Origin of the sequence: Kitasatospora sp. NPDC058162 (assembly GCF_042884005.1) — a bacterium.
GTDB lineage: Bacteria > Actinomycetota > Actinomycetes > Streptomycetales > Streptomycetaceae > Kitasatospora.
Genome location: NZ_JBHVUS010000058.1, coordinates 1 through 19,646, shown reverse-complemented (window position 1 = coordinate 19,646; position 19,646 = coordinate 1). Strand labels below are relative to the sequence as shown.

Below are 19,646 nucleotides of genomic sequence, written 5' to 3'. Positions count from 1 at the left end.
GAGTTGATGACCAGGATTCGTTCGGGGACGATGCGCCGGGCAGCCGCAGCGGTTTCGGCCGCCGCGCTCTCGGCGGCGGCGCTGCTGGCACCGGCGGCCGGGGCCGCCGCGGCCACGACGCCGACCACCGCACCGGCTGCCGTGCCGGCCGCCGCACCGGCCACCGTGCCGGTCAGCGGGAACGAGGCGATCGTCCCCGTCGGCGCGGCCGGCCCCGAACCGATCGTCAGCCCGGACGGCACCCGGGCCTACGTCACGGTCACCGACACGGACGGCTCCGCCAAGGTGAAGGCGGTCGACACCCGGAGCGACACGGTCACCGGACAGGTCACCGTGGGCACCGGCACCTGGCGCCCGAGCCTGGTTCTCACGAAGGACGGCACCCGTCTGTACGCGCTCGACGCCCAGACCCTCAGCGTCATCGACACCGCCTCGCTGACCGTCCTCGCCTCGCTAGCCCTGCCCGACCAGCCCCGCCCGGCCGGCTGGACCCCGGGCACGGGCGGCGGACTGGTGTTCGGCCCGGACGAGTCCACGCTCTACCTGGTCCAGAGCGGCCCCTCGGCCTTCCGCCAGAGCGGCAACGGCCGACTGCTCGCCTTCTCCACCACCCGGCGGGCGTTCACCGCCACCGTGCCGATGCCCACCTCCGGCGTGGGCGACCCCGCGCTGCGGCCGGGCACCGCGGACCTGTACCTCGGCACCGGCACCGGCGTGCTGCGCCTGAGCACCGGCGGCGGCACGCCGACCGTCGTCGGCTCCGTCCAGGGCGTCACCGCCGGCGGCGCCCTGGTGTTCACCCCCGACGGCCGCCGGCTGTTCTCGGTGAACAGCACGAGCGCCGGCGCGGCCGACCTCATCGACCCCGCCACCGACACCGCCACCGCGCACCTTCGGCTCACCCCCGGCTACGCCGACCTGTCCGACCCGCGGATCAGCGCCGACGGCACCCGGCTCTACCTCGCCGACAACGAGACCTCCGGGGCCTCGCTGCTCGCCTTCGACACCGCCACCGGCGCGGCCCTGCCGACCGAGACCACCGACGTGGACGAGGACGAGATCACCGGCCTGGCCCTGGGCCCCGACGACCACACCTTCTACGTCGCCGGGACCAATGGCGCCGCCACCGCCGGCCTGCAGATCATCCAGCACTGACGGCTGACGGCTGACGGCTGACGCTCCACCACACCGCACCACACCGCACGACACCACACCACACGCTCCACAAGGGGGAACCGATGTCCCGCGAGACCACCCGCCGCACCGTCCCGGCGCTCACCACGGCAGCCGCCGTCACCGCCCTGCTCGCCCTGACCGGCACGGCCGCCGCGGCCGACGCGCCGCTGTCCGGCAGCGAGGCGACCATCGCCGTCGGCGCCCGCAACGCCGCGCCGGTGGTCAGCCCCGACGGCGCCAAGGCCTACGTCGCGGTGACCGAGGCCGACAACACCTCCGCCGTGAAGGCGGTGGACACCCAGAGCGGCGCCGTCACCGCACGCCTGGCCCTCGGCCCCCTCCAGTGGGGCGCCCACCCGGCGCTCAGCGCGGACGGCTCGCGCCTGTACGTCCTCGACGGCCAGCGCCTCAGCGTGGTGGACACCGCCACCCTGACCCTGCTCGCCACCGTCGCCCTGCCCGACCAGCCCCGCCCGGCGGGCTGGACCGCGGGCTCGGCCGCCGGACTGGCCTTCAGCCCCGACGGATCCACCCTGTACGTCTCCCAGAACGGGGCGAGCGCCTACCGGCAGAACGGCCAGGGCCGGATCCTGGCGTTCGCCACCGCGCAGCGGGCGTTCACCACCTCGGTCCAGGTCCCGGCCTCCTCCGTCGGCGCCCCCGCGGCCCGGCCGGGCACCGGCGACGTGTACGTCGGCACCAGCCAGGGCGTGGTGCACGTGAGCGCGGCGGCCACCGCGCCCGCCGTGGCCGGCACCGTCCAGGGCACCGCCACGAACCTGGACTTCAACCTGGCGTTCGCCCCCGACGGCAAGCGCCTGTTCGGCCTCGCCGAGCTCGGCACCGGCGCGAGCACCGTCATCGACCCGGCCACCGACACCGTGACCACCACCTTCCACCCCGCCGGCAGCGGCGACTCGCTGGACAACCCGCAGGTCAGCGCCGACGGCACCCGGCTCTACGTCGCCGACACCAACTACGGCACGGGCACCGCCTCGGTGCTCGCCGTCGACACCGCCACCGGCGCCCTCGTGCCGGCGGACGGCGCCGACAACCTCGACGAGGAGGCGATCACCGGCCTGGCGCTCGGCCCCGACGGCCACACCTTCTACGTGGGCGGCACCGTCGGACAGGTCGCCAACCTCCAGATCGTCGCCCACTGAGCCACCGGGCCCACCGCCGCTCACCGAGTTCACTGAGTGACCGCACGACGACCGGCCCCCGCCCACCCACCGGGCGGGGGCCGCGCCGCACCCCTGGACAGCGGCGGGGGAGTGGGCCACGCTTCACCACCATGAACGCCCCGCCGCCCCCGCACCGGCCCGACCCCGCGCGCACCGCGCTCCTCGAAGCGGTGACCGCGGTCGGCGACGAGGCCGCCGCCCTGCTCGCCGGCTGCCGTGGCGACACCCCGGTACCCGGTTCCGTGTGGACGGTCGCCGAGGCCGCCGCCCACCTGGCGATGGCCAACGAGCTGATGGCCGCCCTGGCCGCCGGCGAGCAGCGGCCCTACGGGGACGGCACCCCGGGCTCGCTGGCCGCGGCGAACGCCGCCTCCCTCGCCGAGCGGCCCGAGCGGGACCTTGCCGTGCTCGCCGCGCAGATCGCCCGCCGGGCACGGGAGTTCACCGCGGCGGCCGCCCGGCGGGCCGGCACCGAAGCGGTGTCCACCCCGCTGGGCGGGATGGACCTGGACACTTTCGGCGCCTACCTGCTCACCCACATGCTGGGCCACCTCTACGACATCGCCCTCGCCCTGGGCCGCCCGCACCCGCTCGACCGCCACCGCGTCGGTCTGACGGTGCCGTTCCTGCGCACCGCCATGCCGCGGGTGGTCGACGCCCGCGCCGCGGCCGGCCACAACGCCTGCTACCGCCTGCGGCTGCGCGGCCTCCAGGGCTTCGCGGTGACCTTCACGGACGGTACCGCCGTGGTCAGCCAGGAGCCGCCGCGCCGCCCGGACTGCACGATCCTCACCGATCCGGTGGCCTTCTTCCTCATCGCGCTGGGCCGCTACAGCGCCACCGACGCCCTCCTGCGGGGCAAGGTCCTGGCCTGGGGCCGCCGCCCCTGGCTGGCCACGGCCTTCCCCACCCTGTTCACCGCCCCCTGACCACCCCGCACGCGGGGCGAACCCCCAGCTGAGACGCCAGTTCCACTCCCCGGCACGGCAGTTGACCCTCCATCGGATCGTGGACACCCCTTTCTGCCCCTCATCCCATCGCAGACGATCAGTCAACTATCCTTCACAACAAGGAAGTTGAAACCGGAGTGCGGCTTCCCACGAACCGTTCGCCGCCGTAGCACTCCATGGGACGGGACGCGGGTGCGCCCACCGCCGCCGGGCGGGCGGCCGGGACCTGCGGGGACGCCGTGGGATATCCCAGATCCCGCCGCGCCGTGGCGGGACGCGCAGCCGGGTGACAGCTTCCTGGCAGGCGGCGACGCCGACCGGCGACCGCCCCCGCCGGCAGGGGGAACCAGCGCACTTCGCCGACAGGCGCCGTCACGCGCCCCCACTGCCCTCCCACGTCACAACCACGGAGGTTCAGCATGCTCGTCAAGAAGGCGGCCGCACTCCTGGCCGCGGCCACCATCGGTGGCATCCTCATCGGCACCACCCCGGCACTCGCCAGCAGCGGCGGCTGCGTCAGCGGGGACGCCTGTCTCTACTACAGCCCCGACCGTGGGGGCGCGAAATTCGGCAAGAGCGAGACCGGAAACTACGACGGCGCCTACTTCGGCGGCGGCGGCGCGGGCGACGGCCAGGCCGTGATCAACAACGCGGCTTCGGTGGAGAACCTGAGCAACTGGTGGAACCTGCGCGTCTACTACGGCCCGGACCTGTCCGGTCCCAACCAGTACGTCCCGAAGAGCACGTGGGTCAACCTCGGCCCGGTGCCGTGGAACGGCGGCTCGGTCGACATGCGCAACAACAACCACTCCCAGGGCTGGTACGTCTGATCCCCCTGCGCACCGTGCCGCGCCGTCCCCGCACCCCGGGGGCGGCGCGGCACCCCGACCGCCAAGGAATCCGCGAGATGCCCGCCCCCGCCCGGAACGCCCCGCAGACCCGCCCGCAGACCCGCCCGCCGCGCCCGCTCCCCGCCGCCCTGGCCGCACTCGCCGTGCTCCTCGCGTTCCCGGCGCTCGCCGCGGGCTGCGCCTCCGCGCCGTCGTCCCCGGCGGCGGCCCCCGCCATGGCGCCGCCGGCCATCCCCGAGCCGCCCGTCCTGACCCAGGTCGCCGACCGGTCCCTGCCCGTCGAGGCCTACCTGCTCAGCGGCGCGCAGTACCGGCGGCTCTCCACCGCCGAGGACGTCCTCGTCAGCCGGTGCATGCAGGACTTCGGCCTCCCGTACGAACGCCCGCCCGCCCCGGACGCCGAGCCGCCCGGCCAGACCGCGCATCGCTACGACCCGGTCGACCCCCGGGTCGCGGCCGCCCACGGCTACCACCCGGCCGACCCCAACACGGGCGCCAAACCCGCCGAACCGAGCATCAGCCCCGACGCGGCCACCGTCCTGGGCGCCGGCACCGCCGGCGGTCCGGGCACCCCCGCCGCCCCCCGCAGCTACCGGGGCCGCCCCGTCCCGCCCGGCGGCTGCCTCGGCCAGGCCCACACCCGGCTCACCGCCCACGGCGGCACCGGACGGGACCCGGACCTGGTCGTCGGCATCAACTTCGGCGGCTACCAGCAGTCCACCACCGACCCCCGGGTCAAGGACGTCTTCCAGAAGTGGTCCGCCTGCATGAAGGCCAAGGGCTTCAGCTACGCCACCCCCACCGACGCCGCCAAGGACCCCCGCTGGACGTCCGCCCCCGAACCCACCCCCGAGGAACTCGCCACCGCCACCGCCGACGTCGCCTGCAAGGCCGCCGTGAACGTGGTCGGCGTCTGGTTCACCGTGGAATCCGCCTACGAGACCCAGGCCATCCAGCAGAAACTGCCGGAACTCACCCGCATCAAACAGGACAACGACGCCATGCTCGCCACCGCCGCCTCCGTCACCGCCGCAAACCCCTGACAGCTGCGCCCCGGCCGGGAGGCCGCGGCGAGGTCTCACCGACGGTGCCGGGAAAGCGCGCGGCAGCCGCTTCCCGAGGCCGGCGGCCCCGGGAAGCGGCTGCCCGGTTCACATCAGTTGCCGTGCTTGCGACGGCGGGTCAGCACGACGGCGGCGCCGCCGACGGCCAGGAGGGCACCGGCGATGCCGGCGGTCAGGCCGGCCCCGTCGGAGCCGGTGTCGGCGAGTTCGGCGCCGCCGCCGGTGGTGGCGGCGGTGTCGGTGGTGGTGGCGGCCGGCTTGGCCGCCGACACCGCGGTGGTGACCGCGGCGGCGGGGACGGCCGCGGGCGCGGCGGTGGTCGGGGCGGGTGCCGGGGTGCTCTGGCCGAGGCACTCGGGGGCGCCGTCGACCGGGGTGGCGGTGATCGGCTGGGTGACCCAGAACAGCGTCTGGTCGGCGCCGCCGAACTGGCCGAAGCCCAGCGAGGCGTCCGTGTCGGTCTTGAAGTTCTTGCCGAGCGTGACACGGGCGTTGAGCACCCGGTCGTCGACCGGGCCGGTGGCCCACTTGGTCAGGTCGACCAGCTCTCCCTCGGCGCCGCCGGCCTGCATGCCGACCTTGTGCCAGCTGCCGTCCTTCGGGTCCTGGACGTCCATCTGGGCGTCGCAGGCGGCCGGGCCGTTCATCGAGCCGTACTTCTGGCCGGCCCAGAGGAAGAACGCCGCGGTGGTGAGGTGCCAGTCGAAGCCGTTGGCGGTCTTGATCGAGACCTGGAAGGCGTGCGGCTTCCCGTCGGCCGGGACGTCCTTGGGCAGGCCGGTGACGGCCGTGGTGAGGCCCGTGGTCTTCACGCCCCACCCGGGGCCCCGGACCGTGAAGTCCTTGGCCTGGCCGTCCGCGCCCAGGGCGGGCGCCAGGAAGGGCTCGACGGTGACGTTGCTGTACGGGCCCTCGTGCGTGGACTGCACGAGCTTGAACCGCAGCTTGAACGTGCGCGAGGCGTGCGGCTGGACGTCGATCCCGGCGCCGGTCAGGTCGGTCGCCACGCCCTGGTGGCCGGCGGGCTTGGCGCCGAGGTCCTGGTCCACCAGCTTCACCGGCTTCCAGGCACCGGAGGCGCCGTCCGCATACTCGGCGGTGATCTGGTCGGTGCCGAGCATCTCGGTGCCGAAGTACAGCACGAGGTGCTGGCCGCTGTAGGGCGCGTCCGCGTCGTTCTTGACCGTGACGGTGCCCTCGGACCAGCCGCCGCCGGCCTCCACCGAGGTGAAGCCGCCGACCGTGAGGGAGTGCTCCTTGTCCGGTCCCGCAGCCTGGGCCGGCAGGGCCAGGGCGAGCGGGGACGCGATCAGGGAAGCAGCCAGAATGACAGGCCGAAATCTCAATTCAACCTCAAAAGTCCGAAATGGCCGCAATTCCTGCGGCAACGCGAAGGTTCCCCCCCATCGCGTCAGGCCGGAGAATATCTGACCACCATTCAGTGTGCCAACCATATGGAATTGCCGATCGATTGCCGGACTTCTTCGGCCAGGTGGACCGCACCCTCCACGCCGCCGCGACCACGGAGGCTGTGGCTGCCCACGGCCGACGTACGACCGGTGCGGCTCACCGGTAGCCCGCGCCCGCCAGGTCCCCCTGGACGAACAGCAGCAGCCCCAGGCAGGCCAGCCCCAGGCCGGCCAGCAGGCCGAGGGCCATGGCCGTCAGGAGCGGCAGGCTGCCCGGTGGGACGAGGACGGCGTGCTCGGGCCGGGAGAGCCGGTAGTACACCGGGACTTCGCCGCCGATCGGGCGCCGTCGGGCCGAGCGCTCCACGAGCTCGATCCGGCGGCCGTCCTCGGCCGTGAACACCAGGACCGGCCGCGCGGGCCGGCGGCGGCGCGGCCGCGGGCCTTCGGTGACCCGCCGGAACCCGGTGCACCGTGCGGTGGCCGTGCGCGTGTCCGGCCGCACCCGCCCGCCGACGGTGATCCGCCGCCAGAGCGCACCGGCGAGCGCCGCGCCCAGCAGGCCGGCGGCGCCGCCGAACAGCCCGAGCAGCACCCCGGGAAACCCGCTGACCCAGACCATGGCGTCCCTCCCCGGTCCGAACCTGCCCGCGCGGACGCCCCGGCACACGGACGCGTCCCCCACCCCGGGGTCAGCCGCGGCCCGCCCGGCCGACGGCCACTGGTCCGGTTGCCAGGCCCGCGCTGCGCCCGACATCCCCGGCCTGCGCCGGAAGCGCCCGCCGACGGCGCACCGGGGAGAGCAGGACCGGCAGGAAGGCCGTCGCGACCAGGGCGCCGCCCACCCACAACGCGACGCGCACACCGGCCAGTTGGCCGATCACCCCGGCGATCGCGGAGCCGACGGCCAGGGCCCCCGACAGCAGGAAGCGGAAGGTGGCGTTCATCCGGCCGAGGAGGGGATCGGGGGTCATCCGCTGGCGCAGGCTCACACCGAGCACGTTGTCCATGCCGATCTTGAACATGGCCAGCAGCCAGCCGCACCCGGCCAGCCACAGCCAGACCCCGCGGCCGGCCAGCGGCACCAGCAGGCCCGCCGGGGACAGCCACAGGCCGGCCAACGCGAGGGAACGGCCGTGGCCGAACCGGGCGGCCAACGGGCGGGCGCAGCGGGCCCCGAGCAGCAGGCCCGCCCCGCCCGCCGCCCAGAACAGGCCCAGGCTGCCCGCGGACAGGCCGAGTTCGCGCAGGAACACCAGCGGGAGCGTGGTGTTGACGATCTGCGAGCCCAGGTTGGCCAGGGCCGCGGTGAGCGCCAGCGCCCGCAGCTCCGGATGGCCGAGGACGTGGCGCAGGCCTTCCCCGATCTGCTTCCCGAGCCGGGCAGGCCGCCCAGAGGAAGGGGCGTGGGAGACAGCCGGGGAGCGGCCCAGCGCGGTGAGCTGCACGGCGGAGGCGAGGTAGCACAGGCCCGTGGCCGCCAGCGCCACCGGAGCCGTCAGCCACTGGACCAGGCCGCCGCCCGCGCCGCGCCCGGCGACGCTGCCGAGAGCGATGAGGCTGACCACGGCGGCGTTGGCCCGCACCAGCGCCTCCCGGCCGACGAGGTGCGGCAGCACGCTCTGCGAGCCGACGTCGAAGAAGACGGTCGCCGCGCCGTTCAGCAGCACGACCGCGTACAGCTGCCACAGGGTGAGGGCGTGCTGCCACCAGGCGAGCGGCACGGAGGCCAGGAGCACGGCGCGGGCCAGGTCCGCGGCGATCAGCACCCGGCGGTGGTGCAGCCGGTCCACCCAGGCCCCGGCGGGCAGGCCGATGAGGAGGAAGGCGGCGGTGCCCAGCGCCCCGAGCAGCCCGGCCTTGGCCGCGCTCGCGCCGAGGGCGCAGACGGCGATGAGCGGGACGGCCACGTAGCCGACGTTGGTGCCGAGCTGGCTGAGCGCGGTCGCGGCGAACAGGGTGCGGAAGTCCCTTGCACCCCACGGGGATCCGGATCGCACTCCGTCACCTCGCCCCGGCCGGCGCGGGGGCGCGGCGCAGCCGGGTCATCGCCACCCCGGCCAGGACGACGGCCATCCCCGCGAGGGTCCGCGGGCCGAGGGGCTCGCCGAGCACGAGCGCGCCCAGCAGGAGCGAGACCACGGGCAGCAGGTAGCCGACGGTGGCGGCGTCGGTGGCGCCCTCGCTGGCGATGATCCGGTAGGTGAGGTGGAACGTCACCCCGGTGGCGAGGACCCCGAGCACCGCCACGGCGACCAGCGCCGTCGCGCCCGGGTGCGCCGGTGGCGGGCCGCCCGCGGGCAGCACCGGCGCGGCCAGGGCGGTCAGCGCGGTCGCGGCGAGCAGCTGGGCGGCGGAGAGGGAGAGGGTGGGCGTGCCCCGCCCGACCAGGTGGCGCCGCATGTAGCCGAAGGCCACGGCGTAGCTCAGCGCTGCGCCCAGGATGGCGAGCGCACCCCAGCCCGCCGGCCCGCCGTGCCGCCAGGGGGCGAAGATCAGCAGCGTGCCGCCGAAGCCGAGCAGCAGCCCGCCCAGCCGCAGCACGCCCGGCGCGCGGTCGGTGCCGACGGCGAGACCGATCAGCAGCGACCACAGCGGGGTCGTCGCGTTCAGCAGGCCGGCCAGGCCGGAGCCGACGCTCTGCTGGCCGAGGCTGAACAGGGTGAACGGCAGGGCGTTGCAGAAGAACGCGGCCACCGTGATGTGCCGCCAGGTCCCGGCCGAGCGCGGCAGCCGCCCGCCCCGGGCCAGGCACACCGCCGTCAGGACGAGCGCCCCCAGCGCGCAGCGGACGACCGTCACCTCGGCCGGCCGCAGGCCGTCCAGGGCCAGTCTGATCCACAGGAAGGTGGACCCCCAGAGCAGCGCGAGGACTCCCACGCGCGACCAGTACAGGCTTGCGGTTCTCATGGGGGCAACGCTGCCCGGCCCCCATTCGACAGCACAAGCGAAAAGATCTTCACCTCCTTTAAGCTGGGCTACATGCTCGATGTGAGGCGCATGCAGGTCCTGAGGGCCGTCGTCAGCAGCGGCTTGGTGACCGCCGCCGCGGCCAACCTGGGGTACACACCGTCAGCGGTGAGCCAGCAGATCGCGGCCCTGGAACGGGAGGCCGGGACCGCCCTGCTGGAACGGGCCGGCCGCGGCGTGCGCCCGACCCAGGCCGGACGCCTGCTGACCGAGCACGCCGCCACCATCAGCCGCAACGTCGCCGAGGCGGAGACCGCCCTGGCCGAACTGCGGGCCGGACGCACCGGCCGCCTCGCCGTCCGCTACTTCCCCACGGTCGGCGCCCGCCTGGTCGCCCCCGCCGTCGCCCGGGTGCGCCGCGAACACCCCGGCGTACGGATCGACCTGCGGCTGCACGACCCCGACGACCCGTTCGGCGAGGTCGCGCGGGGCGGAGCAGACCTCGCCCTGGTCGTCGGCGCCCCCCACGCCCCCGTGCCGGGCGTCCGACTGGTCCACCTCCTCGACGACGCGTACGTCGCACTCCTGCCGGCCGACCACCCGCTGGCCGCCAAGCGCGTCCTCGACCTCGCCGACCTCGCCGAGCAGCCCTGGGTCGGCAGCGAACCGCCCGGCCCCTGCCTGGAACCCGTGCTCCAGGCCTGCGCGGCCGCCGGATTCAGCCCCGACGTCGTGGTCGACGGCCAGGACCACGCCACCGCCCGCGGCTTCGTCGCCGCCGGCCTCGGCGTGGCCGTGATCCCGCGACTGGGCCTCACCGGCCGCCACCCCGGCGTCGCGGTGCGCCGGGTGCGCCGCCCCGAACCGGTCCGCGCCGTCCACGCCGCCGTCCGCGAGAGCGCACTGACCCACCCGCCGGTACGGGACCTCCTCGACGCCCTCAGGGAGGCCGCCGCCGCCCGGCCCTGACGGCCCGCCGCCCCGGCCCGTCGCACACGGCCCACGGCCCGCTGTCCACGTCCTAGGCTGGCGGGCATGCCGCTCGTCGACGTGACCCACGCGCCCACCGTGCCCGAGGACTGCCTGCGCGAACTGGCCGAGGTGCTGCCGCACCTGGTCTCCCTGGCCGTGGAATGCCCCGAGGAGCCCTACGACGGCGACCTGCGACCCGGCGACGTCGAACTCCGCTTCCGCCCGCTGGGCCCGCTGGACCGCAGCGGCCTGACCGTGGTGATCGAGGTCAGGTCGAAGTGGACCGCCAGCCGGGAGGCCGACCGCCAGGAGCGCGTGGACACCCTCCACGCGGGCATCCGCACCGCCACCGGGCTCACCGACTTCGGCGTCTACCTGTCACTGCCGGTCGCCGCCTGGTCCCAGGGCGACTGACCGCAGGGCCGACACCGACCGCAACGGCCACAGGGAGCGGCATCCCGCCGACGCCCCGCCCCCCGCCCCGGTGGGGCGCCCGCCTCAGCGGGGGTCGTCGTGCCCGAGACCGCGGTCGGGCGCGCCCATGTCGCCCGTCCTGGGCGTGCCGTCGGCGAGCCCGTAGCGCAGGTACACGGTGCCCGTGGGACCGGCCGACGGCGGTTCGAGGAGGGTGAGGTTCGTGGGCACCGCGCCGCCGTCGAAGACCTTCTTCCCGACGCCGAGCACGATCGGGTGCACCCACAGGTCGAGACGGTCGAAGAGCTTCTCCCGCAGGAGGGTCTGCACCAGGTCCAGACTCCCGACGACCTTCACGCTCCCGTGCCGCTCCCGGAGCTCACGCACCGCCCCGGCCAGGTCCGGGCCGAGCCGCGTGGACCCGGCCCACGGCAGCTCCGGCGTGCCGCGGGAGGCCACGTACTTCGGGACCCTGTTGAAGAGCTCCGCGATCTCGCCCTCCTTCTGGTGCGGCCAGTACGCGGCGAAGATGTCGTAGGTGCGCCGCCCGAGCAGAAGGGCGTCCGTGCCCTCGTACGCGGCGAGGATCTGCGCCCCCGTGACCTCGTTGATCAGCGGCGCCTGCCAGCCGCCGAACGGGAACCCCTCCGGGTCCTCGTCGGGGCCGCCGGGCGCCTGCCCGACGAGGTCGAGGGTCGCGAACAGCTCGATGTGGATGAGTCCCATGTCTGTACTCCCGATGAGTCGGCCGGCCGGTCGAGATATAGACCAGCCCGGACCGGAAAACTCATCGCCGCGCCGACGACCGGTTCCCGCCCCGACCGCCCGACCGCCCGCCGAGCGGAGCGGGCCTGCCGGGGCGGACCGTCATGCGAAGCGGGAGCTGCGCACCGGCCCCGCCGAGCGGACACGGTCGCGCGGGCCCGCAGCAGGCCAGCCGCCCGCCGCACGGGCGGCGAAGACCGCCAGGGCGTCGTCCGGATCCGGCGGGGTCCGGCCGTCACCCTGCGGCGCGCTCGGGGAGGCCGCCAGGATCGCCTCGGCGAGCTCCTCGGCCGAACGCCGGTCCGGCCCGTCCTCCTCGGGCTCACCGTCCGCACCGAAGCGCAGACCGGGCTCCCAGGGCGCGTTCACGATCTGCCCCAGCAGGGTGGAGACGTCGGCCGTCACGCCGGGCGGATCGGTCCAGCAGGTGGCGTGCTCGAAGAGCAGCTCGTCCGGCGCCCGCTCGTTCAGCTGCGCCACCACGGCGGGATCGCACCCGTTCAGGTCGTACGCGACCACCAGCACACCCGGCACACCCGGCCGGTACGGCGCCGCCGGCACACCGAGCAGCCGCGCCGCCGCCAACCCCAGCGCCCGACTGCCCCGGTCGGCCAGCAACGCGACCGACTCGGGCCTGCGCCCGGTGGCGGCCAGCACGGCACGCAAGCGCTCCAGACCGTACCGGCACTGCCCGAAGTCGTCCTGCAGATACGCCCAGCGGCCGGTCATGCCCTGGTCGAACCCGTGCGGCGAGAGCGTGGTGAGCAGGCCGCCGGTGAGCACGTAATGCCAACCGCGCAGATCCCGCTCGCCGTCCGGCGGCAGCGCCGCAGCCCGCTCCAGCATCCGCCCGACCCGCTGCCCCGGACCCGTCCACACCCCCTCAGGAGCCGACAACGCCTCGAACACCTCCCTCGCCAGGGCAAGTTGACCATCCATCAGCGCGTTGTAGACCGTCAGGTACCGGTCCGGCCAGTCGCCCAGCCGGGCATCGTGCTCACGCAGCACGGCCAGCGCCTCGCCGTGCCGCTCGCAGCCCTCCAAGGCCGAGACCAGCTCCAGCAGCACCTTGCGCAGACCGGGCTGCTGGACGGCCTGCGACTTGGACCTGCGACGGAACAGACCGGCGCGCCCCGCGGCGGCCGGCGGCGCCTGGACCAGCCGCAGCGCCTCCCGCAGCGCGGGAACGGCCACCGCGTCGATACCGCGCTCGACACAGGCATAGCCGAAGGCGTAGAGCCGCTCGGCCTCCCCGGGCCCGGCCGCCAGCGCCGTCGAAGCCCCCGCCAAGTCCTCGAAACCGGCACCCATGGCCAACTCGGCCACCAGCGGCGCGACTTCGGCGGGCGGGAGCCGGTCCGCCGCGGAGCGCAGCACCCGCATCGACCCCTGCGAGTCACCGGACTCGAAGAGCTCCCAGGCTTCGGACAGTTCAGTGGCCATGCGTCTCCGGAGGTCGAGGGGTGTCAGGGACCCCAGGATGATCCTCGACCCACCACCGTCCGGGCAACCCGGTTTCCACCGGCGACCCGTCAGCGCGTCCCGCCACCCTCCGCCCCACACCCGCGGTGCACATCCAGGTACGGCAGCCGCACCCGCTCCCGCCACTGCGCCACCTGCCCGTGCGCCGCCGACCGCACCTCCGCCACCTCCGCCGCGTCCTCGACCCAGCCGTACGGGTACGGGCTGCCCAGCCCCACCGCCGCCGAAGCCAGGTAACGGGCCATCGCCGCATCGTCCGCCACCACCACGGTCTCCACCTCGCCCCGATCGACCACGATGCCGATCTCCCAACCCCCCTGCGCCACCCGCTGCGCCCCCCAGCCAGGCGCCCAACGCACCTGCTCCGCCGTAACCCCGCCCCCGGACCTGGGCTCCAGCCCCGCATCACGCAGCGCCGGGACCACAGCGGCGGGGGAGCCCCACGGCACCGGCAACCCGGCGCTCACCGCCACGCCGAGCACCGTCCGGCACGGGTACGGCGTACGGCAGCACGCGCAGCACGGCTGCCCCGCCCCGGCACCACCCCCCTCCACCCGGGCCGGCTCGTGCAACTGCACCACAGCACCCAACAGATACTGGTGCCGACCGACCGCCTGCCCGGCCTCCTTCAGATCCCGCAGAAAGAGCAGCAACAGCCGCTGGAAGAGCCGCCCGGACTCATAGTCACCCAACGGCGGCACCGGCACCCGAACCACGCTCTCACTCCTCTGCCCCTCACACCCCATGCCCGCGAGCCTAGATCCCCCCTCCCCCTTCCCACCCCCGCCCCCGCCCCCGCCCCCGACCCGCACGCCCGGGCCCCACCACCAGCGACCGCCTGCTCGCATTCGGCTCACCGCCCGCGGCGGCGGCCGCCCTCACCGGCGCGCCGTCAGGGCGCGGCCCCCACGGTTCGTCCGTGCGGTGGCAGGCGGTGCGGGTGCCGACCGGAGTCGTTCTTCAGGAGGTCCCTCTGGTGGGAGTGGGCAAGGAACGCCGCCCGGTTGATGAAGTGTCGGTCCCGGAGTGTTTTCAGGGGTCCCAAAGCCCTGTTCAGGAGCGTGAGACGAAGTGGAGACGTAAGCAGGACCGATATCGGTTGATCAGGTCGTTCCCTGCGCCACAGGATTGCGGAGCCGGAGCATCCGGCCCGCGTCTGTGGTCTGAACGGAGAGATTCTGTGAAGCAAAAGTTCAAGATGATTTCGATATCGGGCGGCCTCGCGCTTGCCGTTTCCGCCATCAGCCTCGCTTCTGCAGGGACCGCCTCGGCGGGTTCGACCTGCAACGGGACAGACCTCAACGGTGGTGGGGGGCTTATATGTGCAACCCTTGACCCTTCCGGTTACCAGGCGTCGTACCGGACCGGTTCCAGCCCCGCGGGTGACTGGATGGATTTCAACCTCGTCTGCGACAACGGCCGGCGGTTCGGTGACAACGGCGCATTCCAGGCGGTCGGGTCCGACCAGAGCTACACGTACGTGTTCTCGGTAGGCTCGCAGGGAACGTGCCACGTGGTGCTTTCCGATCCCTCCAGTGGCGGTTCCTCCTCGTCGCCCTCTGCGTGAGCTTCCCCCGTTGAGCGGGAAGTGGTGATTTCCTCGGCGACTCGATAGACGCTTGGGCTGGTCGCCCCGCCGTTCGGGCAGGAGCGGCCGGCCCGGTGCGCGGTGCACTCATGGTGCCGTACCCGGCCCGGGCGCACCCGGCCCGGCTACCCTCGGGCCGCTCCGGTGGTCACCGACGCCGGCCCGGTGGCCCCGGCCGATCGTCCGCAGACGGTGGCGGACCTGGCGCGCCGCCTGGGACGGTGGCCGGTGGACCGTCCGCGCCCACGACGCGGACGGGGACGGCCGGTGCGAGTACGACGACGCTGTACCGGTCATCGCGACCACCCTGGAGCCGCCGGCCGAGCACTGGCCGCCCGGGCCGGCACTCCCTGCTCGACGCGCCGGAGACCCCGGACAACCGGGCCGCCCGACCGCCACCCGGACCGAAGCCGCCCACGACACCGCACCGCACCGCACCGCGCCGGTCCGCCGCCTCGCCATGGCCGGTCCGGCCGCCGTCCGCGAGCCGTACAGCAGCGCGGCCTGCCCGGCTGCTCCAACCGCCGAAGGCGAGCTCGCGCGCCCTGCGGCCGTGACCCCGACCAGGCGCTGGAGGCGCTGCGTGCCGGGCTGGAACACCTGCTGACTGAGCACCGCACGGCCCACATACTCGCCGCCGACGTGCCTGGAGCCAGCGGAGACGGCGACGAGCTGAGGGGCAGTGAGGCCGTTGGAGAAGCGGAGGGGTGGGGGGAGTCCCGGGTGCTGGTGCCGCAGTGCCAGGCGAGGGACGGCCGAGGCTCCGGCCCCGGCCCCGGCCTCCAAGGGAACTGCTGGTCTCCGGCCATGGAAACAGCCTCGGCGGTTGTACGTCCTGCCTCCGGCAACCATCGTGTGGGTGCACTCGTTGGCCCGGGGTGGAAGGAGATGATCTCGCTGAAGGGAGACCCGGCATGGCATGTGATGCCCCATGGATTGAGAAGCGGCGTTACGAGTATGCCGGCGGACGCTACGTAGGCTGCGGTAACTGCGGCGGGGACTTGTGCACTGTCTGCAGGTCCGAGCACCTACAGCCGAGCGACGTGCACTTTGAGTTCAACGACGACAGAACCTGCCCGGACTGCAGTCCGAAGCGCTGATCAAAGCCACGGAACCGTCCGGTCGGCGGCAGGGCGCGGGTGTCGGCGTTGCCGGTACGGACCGGGGCCGACCCAGGCATCGGCCCGTGGTGCCGATGCCGGGCACGGGGTATGGGCCGGAGTCTGTCCCCGTGGACAGGGGCACCGTCCTTCGGTCACTGCGCATCCGCACAGTTCAGGGGCGGTGGCAGGGACTGAAGCGACTGAAGTGACCGAAGCCGAGGACCGGGTGCACCTGGCCCGGGCCCGGTTCGTCCTGTCCTGCGGGCCGCTGCGCCTAGGCTGCCCCGACGGTGACCACCGGCGCTGCGGGTACCGGTCCCACGGCCCCGGGTACGCGGAGGACGCGCTCGCAGCGCTGCGCCGGGAAACCGATCCGACGGGGGCGGCCCGCCACGCGGCCGCACCGGCTTCCAGACAGGCCATGGTCGGCCGAACGCCTCCACCAGGTTGGCAACGACACCGGCTGCGGTCCCGGGCCGGTGTCGCCGCTGCGATATCGGAGGCCGGCGGCTCGGCCCTGCAATCGAGGCAGACGGGCGGCCGCAGGACCCTGCCGACCCGGACCCGCTGCTGCGCCCGGGCCCCGGCGGCCGGGGGCAGGACAGCCCCGACCTGGATGGCAGCCCACGGCCGATCGGGGCGGGTGGCGGGTCTTCCGCATGCCGGTGTGAATTTCACACGCCCGTGTGGGACCGTACCGTCATGCCCGTACCCACCCCGCTGGACACCCTCGACGCGCTGCGCCTGGCCGCGGCCGGCCTGCCCGGCATCACCCCCGCTGCCGCGCCTGCTCCCGAGGGCGATGCCGCTGTCGTTGCGGGGACGGCCCGGGTGGGTACGCATGACCTGGTGCGCCTGGCGGTCAGGGCGCTGCTGGACGCCACTGCGGAGTCGACGACGGAGCTGGCCGCCGTGCTGGGGGTGAACCGCTCGCAGGCCTCACGGCGTCTGAACGGCCAGGCCGCGTGGAGCCTGGAAGACTGCGACAGGGCCGCCGCCCATTTCGGCATCCCGGTCCTGGCCCTGTTCTGCGGCCCGTTCGCGGCCTTCCAGCTGCTGCCCGCCGACCGCCGCCGCCCCGCCAGCCCGGGAGAGGCCCTCCTCGCCCGCCACTACGGCCTGCCCCTGACCGACGCCGTCGCGACCGCCCTTCCCCCCACCTTCACCCCCCTCCCCGCCCCAGTACCCCCGCCCGCCACCACCCCAGTCGCGGTCGGGGCGGACGGGCAGCACCCCACCACCCCAGCGGCCGTCCCGGGCCCTGTCCCAGCTGCCGTCCCGGTGCCCCCGCCCGCTGTCCCGGGGGCTGATTACGACCGGGGTCCGGACGGTGAGCCCCTCACCTACCCGGCCACGGCTTGCGAGCAGTGCGGCCGCCCGGTGTCCCATCGCATCACCGGCCGTCCCCTCCATCTCGGCGGCTGGTGCACCCCCGCACCGGGACGACCCGCCCCGGCCGGCCCCGCAGCAGCCACCGAACACCCCCCGACACCCCCCGCACCCCCGAGACCCCCCGCGCCCGCTACCCCCACCGCACCTGCCACACCTCCCGCGCCCGCCGCGCCCGCCATGCTCCCTGCGCCCGTCACGCCTGCCGGGCCCCCGGCACCCTCCGCGCGGTCAGCCACCCACACCGAGCTCCTCGCACTGGTCGAGCACGCCGTGGAACGGGAGCTCACGAAGCAGCAGGGCGACGTCACCGCAGCCACCGCGGCCCTGCTGAAGAAGGCCATCCCCGACGCCATGGCCCTGCTGGCCGCCTCCCGGGCCGGATCCCGCTACGAACACACCGACCACCCACCCCTGCCCGACATCCTGAAGAAACCATCACGAGCAGGCGCCGACCAGATCTGGGAAGCCCGCCCGAAATGGAAGAACACCACCCTCACCCACCACCCCGAAAACCAACTCCACGTCGCCGCCCTCGACATGAACGGCGCCTACCTCGCCGCCCTCAAATCCCACCTCCCGATCGGCCCCCTCAAACACGACACCACCGGCCACTACGACCCCAGACAAGCCGGCGCCTACCTCATCACCCCACCCGCCTGGAACCACGACGACCTCCCCAACCCACTCGGCGCCCGCGACGAACCCGGCCCACTCTGGATCACCTCCTCCACCCTCAGAACACTGCTGCGCCTGGCCGGAACGAAGTACGGGCTCTGCGACGCCCCGGTGATCCACGAGGCATGGACGGCGTACTCCTCCGAGAACCTCCTGGAGAACTTCCGCCGGGTGTTGGCCGACGCACGGGACACCGCGATCGCCGCCGACGACACCGTCACCCTCGAATACGTCAAAGCCATGTACTCGAAGTTCGTCTCCACCATCGGCCTCTCCACCGCTAACCACAGAATGAAACGACCGGACTGGATGCACATCATCCGCGCGCAGGCGTTCGCGAACCTCTGGTGGAAGGGACTGAAAGCCCACGACGCCGGTCTGACCCTCGTTCAGATGACAGGCACCGACGAACTCCACGTCACCGGCGACTGGCGTAAGGTATTCCCCGAAGGCCGAAAAATCACCGAGGTCAAACTGAAGGACACCTACACCCTCGGCACCACCGGCTAAGAACGGCCCGATAAGAAACCAGATGTGGGAGGGAAACGCGGTGGCCGGTCGCTGGACGGACTTCAGCCGCTACGGAGCCCAAGGCATCCCCGGATGGCTGGCCGTATGCCGAGGCCTCGACGAACTCGTCACCGGCATCGCCTCCCCAGTCACCACCACCCGAGGCCTCAACGCCCGCCTCAACTACCTCCACCGCACCAAGACCGGCATCGACGCGCTGCGCCGGGCCGGCGTGACGGTGAGCGAGGCGACGATCCGCCGCTGGTTCGCCAAGAAGCAGCGGCCCTCGGCGGCGAACCGGAAACTGGTCGACGCCGCCTACTGGGCGCTGCGCCGGCACAACGTGGCGGCGGATTTGAAGCGTCGCCTGAACGCGGGCGGGGCCGGCACCCGCATCGAGATCTACCCGGTCGACCAGAGCCAGGTCGAGGGCCCGCGCCGGCGCGAGCTCCAGCACCGCTCGATCAACGTGCGCGGCATCTGGAACGACCTCGTGGACGCCTGGGACAAGGGTCCCGCGGACCTGGCCGCGGTGCGGATGCTGGACGTCATCTGGGACGAGGTCATCACTGGTCTCGGGTCGGACTACGACGCCTACAGCTACGTCGAGCACGTGGGCTTCGCCGCCTGAGGGCGGCGCGGGGTGTTCGCGGCGGGCGTGCGGAAATCGCAACACGGGGCCGTGTGAATAGCGCACGGCCCCGGGGCTGTTGTGATTTCCGCACGGGGAGGGTGCCGGTGCTGATTTCCAGGTGCGGATTCCGGTGTCACTGCGGAGCAGGGACGCCGTTTTGTCGGGGGAGAATTCCGGAGAACCTGAAAAATCTTTCCATGAGAGCTTGACAAACAGTCATCCGAGAACAGGAATGCGCAATTACAGGGTTCGGAGCGCGGAGCGCGACGGGGCAAGAGGTCTAGACCATAGAGCGGAGCTCTTCATTTCTCTGACGATTCATCAGATTCATCCATCGGAGGGCCACAACAAGGAGCGCGGAGCGCGACACACTCACAACAACCATAAAAACAGCGAGAGTTGGCAGAACAACAGAGGCCACCGTCCTCCCAGCCAGCCCTGCGCCACGGAGTGGCGCAGCATCGGCCCGCCGCGTAGCGGCGGCGCGTCGCGGCTCCGGAGGAGACCGGCGCGCGGCCAAACAGGCCACCTGGCGCCGCACGGCGTGGGAACTGATCAGGGACACCA

General features: G+C 73.6%; 17 protein-coding genes. 10 read left to right on the top strand and 7 right to left on the bottom strand.

Annotated features, from left to right (window positions below):
• The first annotated feature begins 6 nt into the window (after positions 1–6).
• The 5 genes from ACFVXG_RS44320 to ACFVXG_RS44300 all read left to right on the top strand — a co-directional run bounded on the left by ACFVXG_RS44320 (position 7) and on the right by ACFVXG_RS44300 (position 5,204).
• The gene (locus ACFVXG_RS44320) at positions 7–1,155 is read left to right on the top strand and encodes a hypothetical protein (protein ID WP_387936200.1); all 1,149 of its coding nucleotides are present in this window, start codon (positions 7–9) and stop codon (positions 1,153–1,155) included.
• Positions 1,156–1,238: 83 nt separating this feature from the next.
• A complete protein-coding gene (locus ACFVXG_RS44315) occupies positions 1,239–2,339 on the top strand; it encodes a hypothetical protein (RefSeq protein ID WP_387936199.1) in 1,101 nt (366 codons plus the stop codon).
• A 131-nt stretch (positions 2,340–2,470) separates the two neighbouring features.
• On the top strand, positions 2,471–3,289 hold the full coding sequence (locus ACFVXG_RS44310; RefSeq protein WP_387936198.1) for a maleylpyruvate isomerase family mycothiol-dependent enzyme: 819 nt from the start codon (positions 2,471–2,473) through the stop codon (positions 3,287–3,289).
• 440 nt (positions 3,290–3,729) lie between these two features.
• Positions 3,730–4,140: a peptidase inhibitor family I36 protein gene (locus ACFVXG_RS44305; RefSeq protein WP_387936197.1), complete on the top strand. Its 411-nt coding sequence runs from the start codon at positions 3,730–3,732 to the stop codon at positions 4,138–4,140.
• Between the two features lie 77 nt (positions 4,141–4,217).
• Complete coding sequence (locus tag ACFVXG_RS44300) at positions 4,218–5,204, top strand: hypothetical protein (RefSeq protein WP_387936196.1); 987 nt, start codon at positions 4,218–4,220, stop codon at positions 5,202–5,204.
• 113 nt (positions 5,205–5,317) lie between these two features.
• On the opposite strand, the gene ACFVXG_RS44295 is transcribed toward ACFVXG_RS44300, so the two are convergent.
• From ACFVXG_RS44295 to ACFVXG_RS44280, 4 genes are all read right to left on the bottom strand, one after another.
• Positions 5,318–6,571 carry an LPXTG cell wall anchor domain-containing protein gene (locus ACFVXG_RS44295; RefSeq protein WP_387936195.1) on the bottom strand — a complete coding sequence of 418 codons (1,254 nt, stop codon included), beginning with the start codon at positions 6,569–6,571 and terminating at the stop codon, positions 5,318–5,320.
• A 220-nt stretch (positions 6,572–6,791) separates the two neighbouring features.
• Complete coding sequence (locus ACFVXG_RS44290) at positions 6,792–7,256, bottom strand: DUF3592 domain-containing protein (protein WP_387936194.1); 465 nt, start codon at positions 7,254–7,256, stop codon at positions 6,792–6,794.
• 70 nt (positions 7,257–7,326) lie between these two features.
• Positions 7,327–8,634, bottom strand: coding sequence for an MFS transporter (locus tag ACFVXG_RS44285; protein ID WP_387936193.1), 1,308 nt, complete (start codon positions 8,632–8,634; stop codon positions 7,327–7,329).
• 4 nt (positions 8,635–8,638) lie between these two features.
• Positions 8,639–9,544: a DMT family transporter gene (locus tag ACFVXG_RS44280; RefSeq protein ID WP_387936192.1), complete on the bottom strand. Its 906-nt coding sequence runs from the start codon at positions 9,542–9,544 to the stop codon at positions 8,639–8,641.
• Between the two features lie 72 nt (positions 9,545–9,616).
• On the opposite strand from ACFVXG_RS44280, the gene ACFVXG_RS44275 reads away from it, so the two are divergent.
• Both ACFVXG_RS44275 and ACFVXG_RS44270 read left to right on the top strand, forming a co-directional pair.
• Positions 9,617–10,513 carry a LysR family transcriptional regulator gene (locus ACFVXG_RS44275; protein ID WP_387936191.1) on the top strand — a complete coding sequence of 299 codons (897 nt, stop codon included), beginning with the start codon at positions 9,617–9,619 and terminating at the stop codon, positions 10,511–10,513.
• 66 nt (positions 10,514–10,579) lie between these two features.
• Complete coding sequence (locus ACFVXG_RS44270) at positions 10,580–10,930, top strand: hypothetical protein (RefSeq protein WP_387936190.1); 351 nt, start codon at positions 10,580–10,582, stop codon at positions 10,928–10,930.
• Between the two features lie 84 nt (positions 10,931–11,014).
• Here the strand turns inward: ACFVXG_RS44270 and ACFVXG_RS44265 are convergent, their stop codons facing one another.
• The 3 genes from ACFVXG_RS44265 to ACFVXG_RS44255 all read right to left on the bottom strand — a co-directional run bounded on the left by ACFVXG_RS44265 (position 11,015) and on the right by ACFVXG_RS44255 (position 13,893).
• Positions 11,015–11,656, bottom strand: a complete 642-nt coding sequence (locus ACFVXG_RS44265) for a dihydrofolate reductase family protein (protein ID WP_387936189.1) — start codon at positions 11,654–11,656, stop codon at positions 11,015–11,017.
• A 141-nt stretch (positions 11,657–11,797) separates the two neighbouring features.
• On the bottom strand, positions 11,798–13,138 hold the full coding sequence (locus tag ACFVXG_RS44260; protein WP_387936188.1) for a hypothetical protein: 1,341 nt from the start codon (positions 13,136–13,138) through the stop codon (positions 11,798–11,800).
• 89 nt (positions 13,139–13,227) lie between these two features.
• Positions 13,228–13,893 (bottom strand): hypothetical protein, encoded by a 666-nt coding sequence (locus ACFVXG_RS44255; RefSeq protein ID WP_387936187.1) that lies wholly within the window; start codon positions 13,891–13,893, stop codon positions 13,228–13,230.
• Between the two features lie 464 nt (positions 13,894–14,357).
• On the opposite strand from ACFVXG_RS44255, the gene ACFVXG_RS44250 reads away from it, so the two are divergent.
• From ACFVXG_RS44250 to ACFVXG_RS44240, 3 genes are all read left to right on the top strand, one after another.
• On the top strand, positions 14,358–14,744 hold the full coding sequence (locus ACFVXG_RS44250) for a hypothetical protein (RefSeq protein WP_387936186.1): 387 nt from the start codon (positions 14,358–14,360) through the stop codon (positions 14,742–14,744).
• A gap of 1,826 nt (positions 14,745–16,570) precedes the next feature.
• The gene (locus ACFVXG_RS44245) at positions 16,571–18,445 is read left to right on the top strand and encodes a helix-turn-helix domain-containing protein (RefSeq protein ID WP_387936185.1); all 1,875 of its coding nucleotides are present in this window, start codon (positions 16,571–16,573) and stop codon (positions 18,443–18,445) included.
• A 22-nt stretch (positions 18,446–18,467) separates the two neighbouring features.
• Positions 18,468–19,076: a transcriptional regulator gene (locus ACFVXG_RS44240; protein ID WP_387936184.1), complete on the top strand. Its 609-nt coding sequence runs from the start codon at positions 18,468–18,470 to the stop codon at positions 19,074–19,076.
• The last annotated feature ends 570 nt before the right edge of the window (positions 19,077–19,646 follow it).

Bases quoted from the DNA above. Each gene is read 5' to 3' on its own strand.
- ACFVXG_RS44260 (WP_387936188.1), bottom strand. From the start codon at position 13,138: ATGGCCACTGAACTGTCCGAAGCCTGGGAGCTCTTCGAGTCCGGTGAC.
- ACFVXG_RS44240 (WP_387936184.1), top strand. From the start codon at position 18,468: ATGTGGGAGGGAAACGCGGTGGCCGGTCGCTGGACGGACTTCAGCCGC.
- ACFVXG_RS44245 (WP_387936185.1), top strand. From the start codon at position 16,571: ATGCCCGTACCCACCCCGCTGGACACCCTCGACGCGCTGCGCCTGGCC.
- ACFVXG_RS44275 (WP_387936191.1), top strand. From the start codon at position 9,617: ATGCTCGATGTGAGGCGCATGCAGGTCCTGAGGGCCGTCGTCAGCAGC.
- ACFVXG_RS44265 (WP_387936189.1), bottom strand. From the start codon at position 11,656: ATGGGACTCATCCACATCGAGCTGTTCGCGACCCTCGACCTCGTCGGG.
- ACFVXG_RS44320 (WP_387936200.1), top strand. From the start codon at position 7: ATGACCAGGATTCGTTCGGGGACGATGCGCCGGGCAGCCGCAGCGGTT.
- ACFVXG_RS44310 (WP_387936198.1), top strand. From the start codon at position 2,471: ATGAACGCCCCGCCGCCCCCGCACCGGCCCGACCCCGCGCGCACCGCG.
- ACFVXG_RS44270 (WP_387936190.1), top strand. From the start codon at position 10,580: ATGCCGCTCGTCGACGTGACCCACGCGCCCACCGTGCCCGAGGACTGC.
- ACFVXG_RS44290 (WP_387936194.1), bottom strand. From the start codon at position 7,256: ATGGTCTGGGTCAGCGGGTTTCCCGGGGTGCTGCTCGGGCTGTTCGGC.
- ACFVXG_RS44300 (WP_387936196.1), top strand. From the start codon at position 4,218: ATGCCCGCCCCCGCCCGGAACGCCCCGCAGACCCGCCCGCAGACCCGC.
- ACFVXG_RS44305 (WP_387936197.1), top strand. From the start codon at position 3,730: ATGCTCGTCAAGAAGGCGGCCGCACTCCTGGCCGCGGCCACCATCGGT.
- ACFVXG_RS44280 (WP_387936192.1), bottom strand. From the start codon at position 9,544: ATGAGAACCGCAAGCCTGTACTGGTCGCGCGTGGGAGTCCTCGCGCTG.
- ACFVXG_RS44315 (WP_387936199.1), top strand. From the start codon at position 1,239: ATGTCCCGCGAGACCACCCGCCGCACCGTCCCGGCGCTCACCACGGCA.